Raw genomic sequence first — 15,891 nt, forward strand, 5'->3', positions numbered from 1 at the left:
ATGTTCCCGGGGATTTGCTCTCTTGCCGTCGCGATGCAACTTGAAATCCATTGTGTATAGCGATCGAAACAGAGCGCATTTTTACTCAAGGAACAGGGTGATTTGCCGATAACTGTATCAGTGAATGGCCTCCCATATACCCAAGTATAGATGGAGGTTTAAAGAAAAACGTAAAAGGATCTACACAACATGTCCAACAGTCTTATGAATACTGCCATGAGTGGTATTAATGCCGCACAGGTGGCAATGGGTGTAGTGGGTAATAACATTGCCAACTCGAAAAGCGCGGACTATAACCGACAGACTACCGTAATGACGCAAAATAATGGAACCATGTCGTCGGTGGGTTTTGTGGGCAACGGTGTGGTTGTCACCGGAATCAATCGCGAATACAGTGAATTTATCACTGAGCAACATAATGCTGCACAAACCAAATATGCTGCATTAAAAAGCTATGATCAGCAGATTACGAAAATCAATGATTTGTTAGCTGATAAGGACACCAGTTTGTCCAATTCTATTGAAGATTTCTTTAAAAGTCTGGGAACGGTTGAAAGCAATGCGGAAGACAGCGCTGCCAGAACGACGGTGCTGGGTAAAGCGGAAGGTTTGATCAGTCGTTTCAAAGAAGCTGATGAATACCTGCGTCAAATTGATAACAGTATCAATTCCCAAATTGAACAAAATGTTCAGGAAATCAATAAATATGCGGAAGAAATTGCCAGGCTGAACGATGAAATCACGCGTATGCGCGGCGTGGGCAATGGCGAACCACTGGCTTTGCTGGACAAGCGTGATGAAACTGTTAACCGATTAAACCAATTGGTTGAAGTGAATGTGATTCAGCAGGATGGTGGCGTCTATAACGTCTCATTCGGCGGTGGCATGACACTGGTGTCTGGCAATAAGTCCTATCAACTGGAAGCGATCCCATCCAGCACTGACAGTGCTCGTATCACATTGGGCTACAACAATGGCACATCCGGTATCCGGGAAATTGATGAACGTTTTGTTTCTCAGGGGGCATTAGGCGGAGCATTGCAAGCCCGCCGGGAAGTTGGGGATGAAACCCGTAATAAACTGAATCAGCTGGCACTGGTAATGGCAGATCAGTTTAATCAGGTACAGCATAGCGGTTTTGACCTGAACGGTGATAATGGCGTTGATTTCTTTAATTTTACCAAACCTGAAATTACCTCTAACAGCAATAATAAAGGATCGGCTGAGATCACAGTGGAATATGCCGATACTTCTAAAGTTAAGGCCGATGACTATAAACTGAAATTTGATGGTACAGATTGGGAAGTTCAGCGTGTTTCTGACAACGTTATACTCCCTGTGAAACCAACAGGAGATACGCTGGAATTCGACGGTCTGAAAGTCAAAATTGATGCCTCTAAAGCAGGAGCTAACGACACTTACACGTTGAAAACGGTCAGCAATGTTGTAGCAACGTTGGAAATGAATCTGAAAGATTCCTCTCAATTGGCGACAGCCGGTGCCAAAGATAGTGGCCCGAGCGATAACCGTAATGCACAGAAATTCCTTGAATTGCAGGATAAGCGTTTGGTTGATGGCAAATCTTCTTTTGCTGGTGCCTATGCTTCGTTGGTGAGTAAAGTAGGCAGCGATGCGAACAAAACGAAAGTCGGTTTTGACGCTCAGGGGCATATCGTAGATAAACTCGATTCAACCCGCCAATCAATTTCTGGTGTCAACATGGACGAAGAATACGGCGAATTGCAACGTTTGCAGCAGTATTATCTGGCAAATGCCCGTGTTATTCAGACGGCAACAACACTGTTTGACGCTATTTTGGGCATGCGTTAATCACCGCTCGGTTGAAGATAAAAAGGAAGTGATATTGTGCGTGTAAGTACGAATCAATTATACACTCAAAAAATGAATGGGATCTTTGGTGCCCAATCTAAGTGGATGAAATCGGGTGAGCAACTTTCCAGTGGTCGCCGGGTGATTAATCCGTCAGATGATCCTCTGGCTGCTTCGCAGAACATTATGGTTTCGCAGTCTGAATCGAAAAACCAACAGTTCGCAACGGCTCGTATTTTCGCCAAAAATGCCATGTCAACGCAATTAAGCATTACCTCAAATATGGTGAAAGTCACGACCAATGTTTTTGAGACATTAGTGGCAGCGGCGGATGAGCAGAGCGATCAGGATCGGGCATCTTATGCACAGCAACTGGAAGGTTTTAAACAAGAATTGCTGAATCTGGGCAATAAAACCGATGGTAATGGCCGTTATATTTTTGCCGGATATAAGACTGACAAACCCCCTTTCGAATTAGATGAGAAGAGTGGAAAGGTGAGTTATGTGGGCGGTGATGAAAAAATCACCCAGAAAGTAGATGATAATCGTTCGATGACCATCGCTCATACTGGCAGAAAAACGTTTTTATCTCAGCCGGATAATCCGATCAAAGAACCTGATGGCAAAACCAATAGTGAATCTGATGTTTTCGCTTCCATTGATATGGCAATCAAGGCACTAAAAACGCCATACAGTAGCGCGACTGAAAAACAGAAGAGTGACGCGACGGAGCTGATGAATAAGGCTAACCGTGGTATTCGCAATAACTTGAACAACTTCTCTTCTGTAGAAGCGGTTCTTGGTTTACAGCTTCAGGAACTGGAACAACTGGATTCTCTGGGCAGTGAACGTAGTATCGCTAACAAAGTACGTTCAGGAGAGCTGGTTGACGTTGATTGGGCTGCGACTATTTCTGAATACTACCAGCAACAGGCTGCATTGCAGGCTTCTTTCAAAGCGTTTACTGATTTAAAAGGCATGTCTCTGTTTGAGATGTATCGCTGATCAAAACCTTCCCTGTTTCAGGGTACAGATTTGTTAGCTGTACCTTGACATCTCTTTGATATCATTTTCTATACCCGTCGTCTTTCAAGTTGCAGCTTTGTTGGCTGCATCTTGAAATCCATTGGGTATATTAATAATTTGAACCCACAATTCAGGTAATAAAAATAACTCTCATACTAATATCACTAAAATAAATCTTATATCACTAAAATAAATATTAATAAATTAAAAAGAAGATATATCTTAAAATTTTTTATATAAAAATATTTTCGCTTTTTCTTATTAATTTAAGACAAATATAGTTAATTAAAATGGGATAATAAAATTTAAATGCCTGATAGTGTTTATGATGTTGTCTATATTTAATATATCTTTGATTTTTTATTTTCACTTTATTTTAATTTAAATTGTTATTGGCATTTGTATTTGTGATTTTCTTTGTGATTTTCTATTATTCCATTGATTAATGACACACTATAAGATAAAGTGGATACGTTGGTTATAAGGCCTTAAAACTATATTATTTTTTATTATACTCTTTCACTTTATACACAATGGATTTCAAGTTGCAGCACGACGGCAAGGGAATGAACCCCCAATAGTATAGATAACTATGTGACCGGGGTGAGTGAGCGCAGCCAACAAAGAGGCAGTTTGAAAGACGAAATGTATAGTTGATAAATTATCTGTGTTTCTGATTGTTTATCTTTTTATTTGTATGATGCAAGTGGCAATCTATTAATTATGGTGCCAACTTAATTTATATTCTTAGGTGAACTTAATTTACAATATTTATAAAGGAAATATGAAAATAATGGAATTTTGCTGACTCGATTTATGAATGACTTTTTATCTGTTTTCGAAAGATTGCCTTTTCATCAATATGGATTTGGATGTTATTGGAACAATATTGGCATTTTTTACGATTACTAAAATGAAACTCCTTAAACCTTGATAGTGAAATTGCATCAAGCATAGATAGGTAGTGTCTGCTCTTCACCAAAACGAGTATTTAAACCATGAAGAAGACGATTTTTGAGTTATCAAGATCACAGCAAGCTGTTTTCAAAATGGAAGCGTTTCATCTGGCTGGCTGTCCGTTTTATTTGGGTGTTGCAGTGCGTTTAAATGGCAGTATTCCTCTGGATTGGCTTGTGCGGGCAGCCGAAACCGTTCGGAACTCAATGGATATATTTCACATCGGTTTTGAGACTGATAATGTGGAAATGAGTGGCCTGGCAACACATTGGCATGGTATCCGTCGGCTCACCCCCCATTCTGAAGTAATCCAGGTCGATTTCAGCAACTACCCGGACTCTAAACAGGCTTTTGAGAGTTGGGCAGACCGCCAAATGTTGATAAAAGAAGATTTGTCATTAACGCCGGTGCGGATTTTTGCCGTACATTTTCAACAAGGGCAAACCGGATGGTTTATTAAAGCGCATCATGCCGCGATGGATGGTGAGGGGTTTTCAGTACTGATAGAACATCTGATGAAGGCTCTGGAGAAAGAAGAACCGAATACGGAATCTCTTTTATTTTCGGTTCATGCAGAAGGGGAACAAAATTATGAAAACTCCCGGCGCAGGCAAAGAGATGAAATATATTGGCGGAGTATTTTTAGTGACAGGACTATTAACGAGCGGGAAGTTGATGGGCTGAAATCTGACGCGCCGGAATCATCTGATGTCAACAAAATATCATGTCGTTACCCGATGGGTGATTATCGTACCTTAACGCCCCGATCCAGGCGTGTACATTACAAACTGAGCAAAACACACAACGATACTTTGCGTCAGTTTAAAAAATCGGGGGGCTCCATTTTCAGATTATTTTTCGCGGCTGTTGCCTATACGCAAATGGTCATTGAAGATGGTAATGGGGCTTTATTACAAGCGCCTATGCTCAATCGTTGGAGTAGTGAAGAGAAACGTTCTGCCGCAATGACAGTGGCGCCCGTTTTAATTCCTGTGTTTCGTGAAACGGGTGAGGGCGTGGTGGATTGCTATCATGCTCTCAAACAACGTTTGCAAAAAGCGGTCGCGCATTCACGTTATGCACCGGGTGCCCGCTGGAGCGAGTTTGCGTCACCGGATTGGAAGAGGATCACTCCCGCTTTTGGGGTTTCTTACCAAACCGGTATCTTTCGGAAAGAGGTTTTAGGCGCAGAAGTATCGATTGAACACATGCAGGCGGTAGAGGCACTTTTCGCGACAATCCATATCCACGATCGCTTTGAAGAAGGGGATTTTAAACTTGAGGCCGATTTCCGCAGGATATGGTCATTAGAACAGTGTCACGAATTTTTACGAATCGTCACTGATTATGCAATGGAAGCTGCCTTCGCCATATTAAAACAACAAAAAGCAGAACAACAAGAAACGGAACAGAAACAACTCATTAAAAACAGGCAAGACACCGATGCCTGGAAAGCGTCTTCGATAACGCCGATTGGCATTCATTTATACCATGCGTTTGAGTGTTATGCCGATAACCTGTTATTCAAACAGGCGGCTGATGTTGTGACCTATCGTCAGGGTTTGCAATGGATTAACCCGTTCAGGCTTAAGTTGCGTGATAGGTTCGATGGGCATGATACACACAGCCCGGTCTTCATTGTGGGAAGACGTACCCCTGAAATCACCCTCGCTTATCTGGCATGTCTGATTGAAAATATTACCGTGGTGCCCGTTTGCCCTACTATGCCTGTAGCCCGATTATCGGCCATTGCCCGTAATTCCGGGGCAGCTCTTTGCATTTATACCGAGGCTGACAGCAGCCTTGCAGAAAGGCTGAATTTACCTTTATTGCCTATTTCCTTGGGTAAAACAGATTTAGATAAAACAGGGTTTGAAATTTCATCAAATTCAGAAAACGGGACAAAACCCATCCACGATAATCCGGCTTATATCCTGTATACCTCTGGTTCGACGGGAGAGCCTAAAGGCGTAGTGATTTCTCCGGTTGCTCTGGCAAACTATGCCCTCGCGGCGAAGAAGGCTTATGCTGCGGAAACCCCCTTTAACGCGCCTTTATTTACCTCCTTCGGTTTCGATTTAACACAAACAACGCTGCTGGTGCCCGTTTTATCCGGTGGTTTTATTCAGGCTCATGAACAAGATATTCGTGATAATCCTGAACTGCTGCAAATCCTGCTCGCTGATAAGTCATTAACCGGCGTTAAATGCACGCCTTCACACCTCTCATTGCTGATTGAAAACAGCCCTGCGCGGATTAACCCATTAACGTTTATTGTCGGCGGAGAAAATTTATCCACCTCTTTGGTGAAAAAAGCCCTGAGTTATTTTCCGGCGGGCAGCAAAGTGATTAATGAATATGGGCCAACAGAAACAACCGTGGGATGCTGTATCTGTTCAGTCAGCGGGAAAGAAGGCGATCTTGACGGAAACGATAAAATCAACACGGCGGTGATGCCGATTGGTCAGGCACTGGGCAAAGCAGAGATGGCCGTCAAAGATTCGTGGGGGCAAACGATGCCCCGTGGATTTAAAGGCGAAATCTGGATTGGAGGCCCTGTACTGGCGGATGGATATCTCAACAATACTGCCCAGACAACCGAAAAATTTGTGCACAGTGGTGATGGCTTTAGTCGTTGGTACCGCACCGGTGACTTGGGGTTACAGGATGAACAAGGTGTATTCCATTGTCTTGGACGCATTGATGATGAATTTAAGGTACGTGGTTATCGGATTCATCCGGCGGAAATAGAGAAAGCGGTAGAAGATGTACTGGTCAGTCTTGATGGAAACGCTAATGACAGTTGGAAGCTGAAAGTACTGAAATTGATCGTTGATGAAAGTGATGGCGTTGAAAAATATGAAACCATTGCTTTATGCAGCAGCCAACCTGTACCCCATAACAATCCTGAATTTCAACTTCGCCTGAAAGCAAAAATTCCTGATGCCTGGATGCCAACGTTGTATTGCGCTGTACAACCCTGGCCGATTAATGCCAATGGTAAAGTTGATACAGTCGCCTTAACTGTTGCGGCTAAAACAAAATTGATGGAAAGTGGTTCTTCTTTGTCCAGTTCGGTTCATGAACAAGGCCAGAAAATAGCGGGCAGCTATCAGCTTCCTGTCTGGCTGAATGAAGCGTTTCTCAAACCTATCTGGCCACAATCCGTTGATTTCACTACTTCGTTTTTGGAGCAGGGGGGCGACTCGATCAAAGCCATCAGGCTCGTCGCACTGTTAACCAGAGAAGGTATCCGAATTAGTGCCAGTGAACTGTTAACGTTGAATTCTTTAGGTTCTGTACTTGAAAAGGCCTGTATTGAGCAGTTGGAAAAAGACACCACTGATTCGGTAATATCAGAAAAAACAGAAGCGAATTGGGTCAGGCACTTACCCAGCGTCAGTTGGTTCCGCCAACAAGATTTCAAATATAGCAATCGGTTGCAGCAGGGAATGGTACTCGAATTGAAACCTGCTCTCTGCGCTGAGGCAATAAATGCTGCTATTTCAGCGGTTAAAGCCAGGCATAAAATTTTTTCCCTGAGAGCAAATCAGGCGTTGACTGAATTCTATTTCGACCCGTCAAAACCTGACAGTGATACGTTGACAGAAGGTGAAACGCTGGCATCCGGTGAATCGCTTGCAGACCGGCTGAACCAACTACAAAGCCGGGTGAGTCTGGAAACACAACCCAGTGTACACGCAATCGTATTTGATGCCGTTTCACAAAAAAATTATCTGATTTGGGTCTGTCATCACCTTATTTGTGATGTGCATTCATGGATTTTCTTATTAGATGAATTGGATCAAGCCATCCATCAAATTGCATCCCGGCACGATACAGCGAAAGAAGTAACCGAAGAACAAGGTGCCTTCCTGTGGGGTAAATGGTTAAGCGAACATATCTCTGGTACGGACGACAATGCGCTATGCGGTGACACTATTAATCACCCCGCGGCGGTTACTGTGACATTGGCATTGTCAATTTGTGGTCGTGATTTTAAGTCAATTGAACAGCGTTTTAAGGCTGAACGTTCGCAATTAATTGTGGCTGCTTTGATGGAGGTTATGCAGGATAACGAAATATTGCCTTCACAGCCTGTCGTCTTGTTAGAAAATCACGGCCGCCTATTCTCTGAAGCTGGAATACCGACTGCCTGGAATGCTGAAATGGCCAGTGCGGTGGGTTGGTTTACCGGTTTTAATCAGTTAACGCTTGATGTGCCTGTAGAACCCTCAGCACCCTGTTCCCAAACTGCTTTTTTACGGATCTTAAAATCGGGTCTGTCTGAAGATAAGCAGAGCTGGGAAGCGCAACTCGGTCTGAACAACAGCGGAAAACGGCCATTGATTTGCATTAACGATATTGGTTTCGGGTTAGATGGAAGCAGAACGTGGAGCCATTTCAGTCTGGATCAAACTTTGTCGGGTGGTTTCCGGCATCCGGATGAAAAGAGTACGGCTGACTTTGACATTCTGATCCGTGATTGTCTTGAATCCGGCGATGTATGGGTTGAATTGCAGTTGGGGATGCCGGACGCTGACAGTAATAAGGCTTATCATTACTTAGCCCAATTGAACGAGAAGCTATTGGCTTGGTGTGATAGCCAAAATGATGTATTGCGAGATCCACAGGTCGAACATCATTTGGAACAACCTTTGATCCCTGCCGATTTTCCGCTTTGTCAGCTCGCTCAGTCGGAATTTGATCCGCTTATTAAGGGCGCGTTGAAAACGGCTATTGATTCAACGAATACGACATTCGGCAATAATTATCTTGAAGAATTGCTGGAAGCAACACCTCAGGCGAATGGGTTATTGTTCCACGCTTTAAAAGATGGCAATAGCGCTTATCACATTGGTGTGGCATTCAGTGTGAAAGTGGATGCCGATGAAAAAACGCTGCTTGAGGTATGGCAGCAGATACAGCAATCACAACCTGCTTTAAGGTCGGTTTTTGTCTGGGAAGGTATTCGTATTCCTCATCAGATTATCTATGCTTTGCCTCGCATTCCGTTCGAATACGTTCGTGTTGACGCGACAACGCCGCCCCTGTCATGCAGGCAGCGTTGCCTCGATTGGCTGGCACACTCCAAGGCCACACCGTTCGAATTAAATAAAGAAGTCTTTCGTCTTGTCGGATTCCATGATGTCAATGCGGGCATGTTAAGTCTGGCTTTCTCTTTCCACCATATTCTGATGGATGGCTGGAGCAGTTCATTGTTGATTTCTCTGTGGTTACAGGGATTGCGTCAGCAAAAGATTGTGCCCTTGGATGCACGGAATTATTCACAACAACTTTGGCAAGGGTTAAGCCCGGAAGCGTTGATACACAGCCGCGAATACTGGCGGGATGTTTTTCAGCACCTGCCTAACAGAGAAGCTTCTGCAACAACAAAATTACTGGCAGAACCTTTATTCCGGGCCGATAAGCAGAATGAAGTTGCAAGAAAAACCAATGAAAGACTCTGTGTAAACAGTTTATGGAGCGAGGAGCGTAAAGCCGCGATCGAAGCACTTTGCCGACGTGCGGGTGTAACGCCGGCCAGTTTCATTTACCTGTGTTGGGCCTTGACACTGGCTAAGTTCACATTCCAGAAAACAATTGCGTTGGGATGTACGTTCTCCGGCAGAGGCAGGGCTTTGACACAAAGTGTTGATCGCCAGCCTTTAGGCTTATTTATTAATACCGTTCCCCTTATCCTGACGCTTGAAGGCCAGTGGAATACAGAAGTCGCTTTGCGTTCCGTTTTCCGGGCTTTACAACAGGCGCAACAATATGAAAAAACGCCGCCTTTGTTAATCCGGGAGGAAGCGGGGATAAATGATGAACTGTATGATTCCATTGTTGTTTTTGATAACTATCCGATTGATGCGTCATTGAAAGATGCCAGTTGTGGTGCATTCCTGACGGATTTATACAGTGAAGAAACGACGCATTTTGGTTTGACGTTAACTGTGTCCGGCATGGAACAATGGCGGGTGGAATTAAGTACCGGAGAGATGTTTAAGGGTGCATTGGACTCAGTAAAAACAGCGTTTAATGCCTTTGAATCTCTGGCAGAAGATCTGATTAGCAACACGACGGATACACTGATTGAAGATCTCTTTTTAAAGCTGAATGCAAAAGAGCCGGAAGAAACCTCGTTAAGCATGGGAGAGATCAATGAACATATCCCGGATATTAATTCGCGGCTGCAAGAAATCTATCAACGCCTTGACGGGTATCCTCAGGAAATCAGTTTGATCGACGGCCAGCATAAAATCAGCAATGATGAATTACTGAAGGCGATAAGTGCGGTACAGGAACGATTACGCTTATCGGGTTTTATTCCCGGCGATCGAGTGGCTGTTCATCTTGAGAAAGGCTTGTTATCGACTCAAGCCATACTGGCGATCTTGTTCAGCGGTGGCAGTTATTGCTATATCAATCCGAAAGATCCTTTGCAACGCAAGAAAAAATTACTGGACTTGGCGAATTGCAACATTGTTTTGTCTGGGACTGCGTTTAATCAGGAACTTGGTGCAGGGACAAATTATTTATTGCTGGATATTGAGGAAAATATTTTACCGCCAGCCGAAGAGCAGCCCATTGTCTGGCTTAACCGACAACCTGAAGATGAATTCTATTTTATTTTCACCTCAGGAACGACGGGAACGCCGAAGGGAATTTCGATTCGCAATGAGTCAGTGGCTAACTTGTTGGATTGGTTTATTCAAGAAACTGCGCTGACCGCGGCTGACAGAGTGCTTGGGCTGACGGATTTGAATTTCGATCCCAGCGTAGAGGATTTGTTTGCCAGTTTTGTGGTTGGTGCGACGTTAATTTATCCCTCTCCCGATGTATTACTGGAAAGACAAGCATTCATTAACGTGGTGCAATCTGAATCGATCACCTTAATCAACTTTATCCCCGGTGCTATTTCGCAGCTCATTCAGGACGCTCCTTTCTTCCCGTCCATGAGATTGTGGATATTTGGGGGTGAAGAATTACCTGAACGCCTTCGGGATGATTTGCTGCGACAAGGATATGCGGTGAGCAACCATTATGGCCCGAGTGAGACAACGGTGGATTGCCTGAGTGCCAGACAATCCTTAGCGACGGAAGTTGCCATTGGGTGGCCAATTCAAAATGTTATCGCTTACTGTGCTGATATTTTTGGCAAGCCATTGCCCGCCAGTGTCCGGGGTGAACTTTGGGTAGGAGGCAGGGCGGTTGCCCGTGGCTACACGACGAATCCCGTTGAAACCGCCAAATATTTTGTTAAGCCGAAATACCTGGCGCAGTACAGCCAGCATCCTTTTTATCGTACCGGCGATATGGTTACTTTTTCCGGTGAAACAGGTTTCCGCTATCTGGGACGAATTGATGATCAGATAAAAGTAAACGGTATCCGTATAGAGCCTCGTGAATTAGAGCGGGTGGTTGAAACATTAGACGCGGTGAAATCAAGCTGTTTATTGCCGGCAACGACATCGAAAGGTAAACGTCAATGGCATCTTTTTGTCGATAGCATGGAACAACCTGCATTGCTGGAACCCCGGGTGAGGGAACATATCCGGCGTAACTTCCCGGATACCTGGCTTCCTTCACTGATTGTGGTTGTCGATGGGTTTAAACGCACCATTACCGGTAAGATTGATCGTCAGAGTTTACAGGAATATGCGGTGCAACAATTGCAGGCAAAACCGGTTGAAGATCACCTGCTACTGGCCAATCCGGCGGCGGTAAAAGTGCGGGCGATCTGGCAGGAAGTCCTTGAAAATGAAAGGGTGGGGACGGAAACGAATTTCTTTGAAGCCGGTGGTAACTCGATAAAGATAATTACATTGCAGTCCCTGTTGCAGCAGGCATTCAATCGTGAAATTCGGGTCACCACCTTATTTGAACATCCGACGATTGCCTCATTTACAAACTGGATTAAACAGGGCCAATTGTCGTGTAGACAAGTGAAGGAAACAGAATTTACATCCGCATCGGATAAAGTGTCTTCCCAGGAACATTTACAGCGCTCATTCCAGTCAGGTAAAAGTAGACTGGCAGACAGACGACGCAAATCCACAGGGAATTAAGGAGAGCTAACTTAACGGATAAAGCCGGACTCTTCCATACGGTTTGGATGAGACTGGCTTTTGATGGAAAAGCATTAACGAAGAGAGTCTGAAATAGAGATATTAAAAATATCGATTTAGTCTATGAATAGTATATGTTCATAATAAATATTAGTTATCATATGGGAAATAATGATAAGTGTTTGTGAATTTAGTATTACCTCTTTTTTCTTTTTACTTGATAAAATGCGTTTACCTCTTTTTCTATCATGTTAATTCTGTGAAATTAACATGGTTTGTATTTTTTATTAAAAATGAATTGTTACGTTCGTAATATATATTTTTGAAATTAAAAATATATAGTCTGTTTGAATCATCCAAGTTTTTGTAGAAAAAATTAAGATTTTTTGAATGGTTTTAAGGCCGTTACTTAAGGGCGGTAGCGTACTTAAATAACACTCATTAAGTTGAGTATCATCTGTTTTTTCTACGACCTAATTTTCAGTCATTAAAAATGGAGGCTGTCGTTGAAAATATCAATTATCGGTGCTGGTGTGATGGGGCTGGACACGGCGATAACCTGTGCTGCATATGGTCATAATATATCACTTATAGATATATCTTCAGATGTTCTGGCTAACCTTGATTCAAGAATGTCACGTGAATTCCGTTCATATCGGATGCTGAAACCTGAATTCAATGCGCTGAATTTAGCCGAATTGAAAAATAGAATTCAATTTGATTCTTCTTATAAAGCGGTTGAAGGCAGTGATTGGATTATTGAGAATGTGACTGAAGATTGGTCGATTAAACAGAAAGTTTATGCAGCAATAACACCGTACATTAAACCTGAAACTTATGTTACTGCAAATACAAGCTGTATATCTATCACAAAAATTGCTTCCGTTTTACCGTTCCCGCAAAATGTATTGGGATTGCACTTTATGAACCCAGTACCGATTAAAAAATGTGTTGAAGTCATCCAGGGTTTCCATACTTCCGAACAGACATTAATTGATGCAAAAAAATTCTTACAGGGAATTGGAAAAAATCCGGTGGTTGTAGAAGACTTTCCTGGATTTGTTTCAAACCGGCTTTCTCATTTATTCATGAACGAAGCAGCATTTCTGGTACAGGATCATGTAGCGAGTCCGCAGGATGTAGATCGTATTTTCAAAGAAGGATACGGCCATGCTATGGGGCCACTGGAAACCGCCGATTTGATTGGTCTGGATACCGTTGTTAATTCTTTACACGTTCTTTATGAAAGTTACCAAGATCCGAAATACCGCTGTTGTCCTCTGTTAAAGAAAATGGTGGAAGCGGGGCATCTGGGTAGGAAAAGTGGTAAAGGATTTTTCAATTATACAAATTCGGAATATTGATGATGGATGATTTGACCAATAATCAGGTAAATAGCGAAATACCGGTAAAATGTATCATTTGGGATTTGGATAACACGTTGTGGGACGGCGTGCTTTCTGAAGGTGATACTATTAAATTAAAGCCGGGAATAGAAAAAATTATTGACCAATTGGATAAAATGGGCGTTTTGCAATCCATTGCAAGCCGGAATGAAGCCTCCGATGCTTTGGATATGCTGGAAAAATTTAATTTAAAGCATTATTTTATTTATCCTCAAATTCATTGGGGAGCCAAGTCTTCCTCTATTGAAAATATTCAGAAAAGTTTAAATATTGCCGCTGATACTTTTATTTTTGTTGATGACCAGCCTTTAGAACGGGATGAAGTTAATGCTAAATTCCCGGAAGTGACTTGTATTGATGCGTTGGAATATCAATCAATACTGCACTTGCCCCGAATTGCCAATATGGAAATATCGGATGACGCAAAATTAAGAAGACAGAGATATCAGAAAGATATCTTACGAAAAGAAGAAGAAGAGGAATTTATCGGCACTTCAGAAGAGTTTCTTAGTCAACTTGATATGAAGTTTTATATTTCCAAAGCCAAATCAGAAGATCTCCTGCGCGCAGAAGAGCTAACGCAAAGAACGAATCAACTTAATTCAACCGGGATTACTTATAACAGAGAACGGTTAAATGAATTAATCAACTCAGATGAATATGGTGTATTTGTTTTTGAGTTGACAGATAAATATGGCTCTTATGGAAAAATAGGATTGGCCTTAGTTCAATATAAAGGCGAGGTTGATTATATTAAATTGTTGTTAATGTCCTGTAGAACACTTTCCCGCGGCGTTGGAAGTATTGCATTGAATTATATTATGCAGCAGGCGAAAGCAAAAGCGCATAAATTATATGCTGAATTTAAACGTACACCTCGTAATCGACAAATGTTTGTCACTTATCAATTTGCAGGCTTTAAAGAAACAGAAAAACTGGCAGATGAAACAATCATTTTTGAGCATGAATTAGAGAATGTACCTGATTTCCCTTACTATGTTGATGTCATTATAAATAATTAGGTTGATGTGATTATAAATAACTAGGATATGCTAATGAAAGATCTGGAAACTATCGCCAAAGAAATTCGTGAATTTATTGAAAATAATATCTCTGTATTTGATGATGAAATTGAATTACTGGATGACACAAATATATTTACAAGTGGTTTGGTGAATTCACTTTTTGCCATGCGTTTACTCTGTTTTATTGAAGAAAAATGTGCCGTCACCATTCCTGATGAGTATATAGAGCGCGAGAACTTTGTTTCAATAAATGCAATGCTGGAACTTATTAATAAAATCAGAGGGTAAGATTCACATGGGGCGATATGAAATTCATCATTTGGTGGATGTGGCAAAAAATTTTTCAGATAACATATTAAGACCCTCCGCAGGTTTGATTGATAATCAAGGTAAAGTGCCTGATGAAATTATTACTGAGATGGCAACACTGGGTTTATTAGGGGCTATTTTGCCGAAAGAATATGGCGGACAGGGCATAGATCCCCTTTCATATGGTTATTTGACTGAAGAAATAGGTAAAGGATGTAATTCGACACGGGCGTTGTTGACGGTACACACCAGTTTAGTCGGTGAAACAATTGTAAAACTGGGCAGCCAGATACAAAAGGAAAAATACCTGCCTGCAATGGCAAGGGGTGAAAAAATAGCGTGTTTTGCTTTATCTGAACCTGAAGCCGGCTCTGATGCCAATGCGATTAAAACCCGGTATGAAGTGACAGAAAATGGCTTCAGGATCAATGGCAATAAAAAATGGATTACTTATTCAGGCATTGCTGACCTGTTCCTTGTTTTTGCTAAATGTGAAGAGAAAGTCAGTGCGTTTATTGTCGAATTCGGCGTTGAAGGATTAACGAGAAAGCCGATGTCCGGTTTAATGGCAAGTCGTGGCGCTTATTTGTCAGAACTGAATTTTGATAATGTCGAAATACCTAAAGAGAGTTTAATCGGGTGTGAGGGAGAAGGGTTCAGCTTTGTTGCGAATACCGCGCTTTATTTTGGTCGTTACAGCATTGCCTGGGCGGGTGTGGCGATTGCCCATGCGGCAATGGAAGAGATGGTGACTTACGCCCGGAAAAGAAAACAGTTCGGTCAGAAAATTGCCCAGCATCAATTGATTCAAGGGATTATTGCCGATTCTGCGACGGCATTTTATGCCGCCAAAGCAGCCTGTGAAAAGATCGGGCATATGAGGAATCAAGGCGATCACAATGCCATTATGGAAACAAATATCGCCAAATATAATAGTTCGGCTGTCGCTATGCTGGTCGCCAATAATGCCGTTCAGGTCCTTGGCGGAAATGGATTATCCAACAAATATCCGGTAGAAAGATTATATCGTGAAGCCAAAGTATTGGAGATTATAGAAGGAACGAATCAAATCCAACAAATGTTAATATCACAACATGCTTTGCGTGGTTTTTACAGGAAAGGCTCGGTTATTGAGTAATACCGATAAAATAAACATCTATCAGAGATTCCCAAAAATTAAATGATTAGAGATATAAGTCAATTTGGAAAAATCTGAATACTGAAATTCATAATGAATTTTATGTTTTGAGTCAATATATAATTCTC

The 15,891-nt window shown here is 42.3% G+C and carries 7 protein-coding genes; all 7 read left to right on the top strand.

Going from position 1 to position 15,891, the window contains the following annotated elements:
• The first annotated feature begins 189 nt into the window (after positions 1-189).
• The 7 genes from flgK (at position 190) to BM329_RS01285 (ending at position 15,763) form a co-directional block, all read left to right on the top strand.
• Entirely contained in the window at positions 190-1,830 is a 1,641-nt protein-coding gene (gene flgK, locus BM329_RS01255; RefSeq protein ID WP_092547723.1) for a flagellar hook-associated protein FlgK, read from the top strand.
• A 36-nt stretch (positions 1,831-1,866) separates the two neighbouring features.
• Positions 1,867-2,835, top strand: coding sequence for a flagellar hook-associated protein FlgL (gene flgL / locus BM329_RS01260; protein ID WP_092547726.1), 969 nt, complete (start codon positions 1,867-1,869; stop codon positions 2,833-2,835).
• A 1,019-nt stretch (positions 2,836-3,854) separates the two neighbouring features.
• A complete protein-coding gene (locus BM329_RS01265) occupies positions 3,855-11,885 on the top strand; it encodes an AMP-binding protein (RefSeq protein ID WP_092547729.1) in 8,031 nt (2,676 codons plus the stop codon).
• Positions 11,886-12,391: 506 nt separating this feature from the next.
• Positions 12,392-13,249 carry a 3-hydroxyacyl-CoA dehydrogenase family protein gene (locus BM329_RS01270; protein WP_010848099.1) on the top strand — a complete coding sequence of 286 codons (858 nt, stop codon included), beginning with the start codon at positions 12,392-12,394 and terminating at the stop codon, positions 13,247-13,249.
• Entirely contained in the window at positions 13,249-14,313 is a 1,065-nt protein-coding gene (locus BM329_RS01275) for an HAD-IIIC family phosphatase (RefSeq protein ID WP_092547731.1), read from the top strand. The genes BM329_RS01270 and BM329_RS01275 overlap by 1 nt, the downstream gene beginning before the upstream one ends.
• Positions 14,314-14,346: 33 nt before the next feature.
• Positions 14,347-14,604: an acyl carrier protein gene (locus tag BM329_RS01280; RefSeq protein ID WP_092547733.1), complete on the top strand. Its 258-nt coding sequence runs from the start codon at positions 14,347-14,349 to the stop codon at positions 14,602-14,604.
• A gap of 7 nt (positions 14,605-14,611) precedes the next feature.
• The gene (locus tag BM329_RS01285; protein ID WP_092547735.1) at positions 14,612-15,763 is read left to right on the top strand and encodes an acyl-CoA dehydrogenase family protein; all 1,152 of its coding nucleotides are present in this window, start codon (positions 14,612-14,614) and stop codon (positions 15,761-15,763) included.
• The last annotated feature ends 128 nt before the right edge of the window (positions 15,764-15,891 follow it).

Origin of the sequence: Xenorhabdus koppenhoeferi (genome assembly GCF_900116635.1) — a bacterium.
Classification (GTDB): domain Bacteria; phylum Pseudomonadota; class Gammaproteobacteria; order Enterobacterales; family Enterobacteriaceae; genus Xenorhabdus; species Xenorhabdus koppenhoeferi.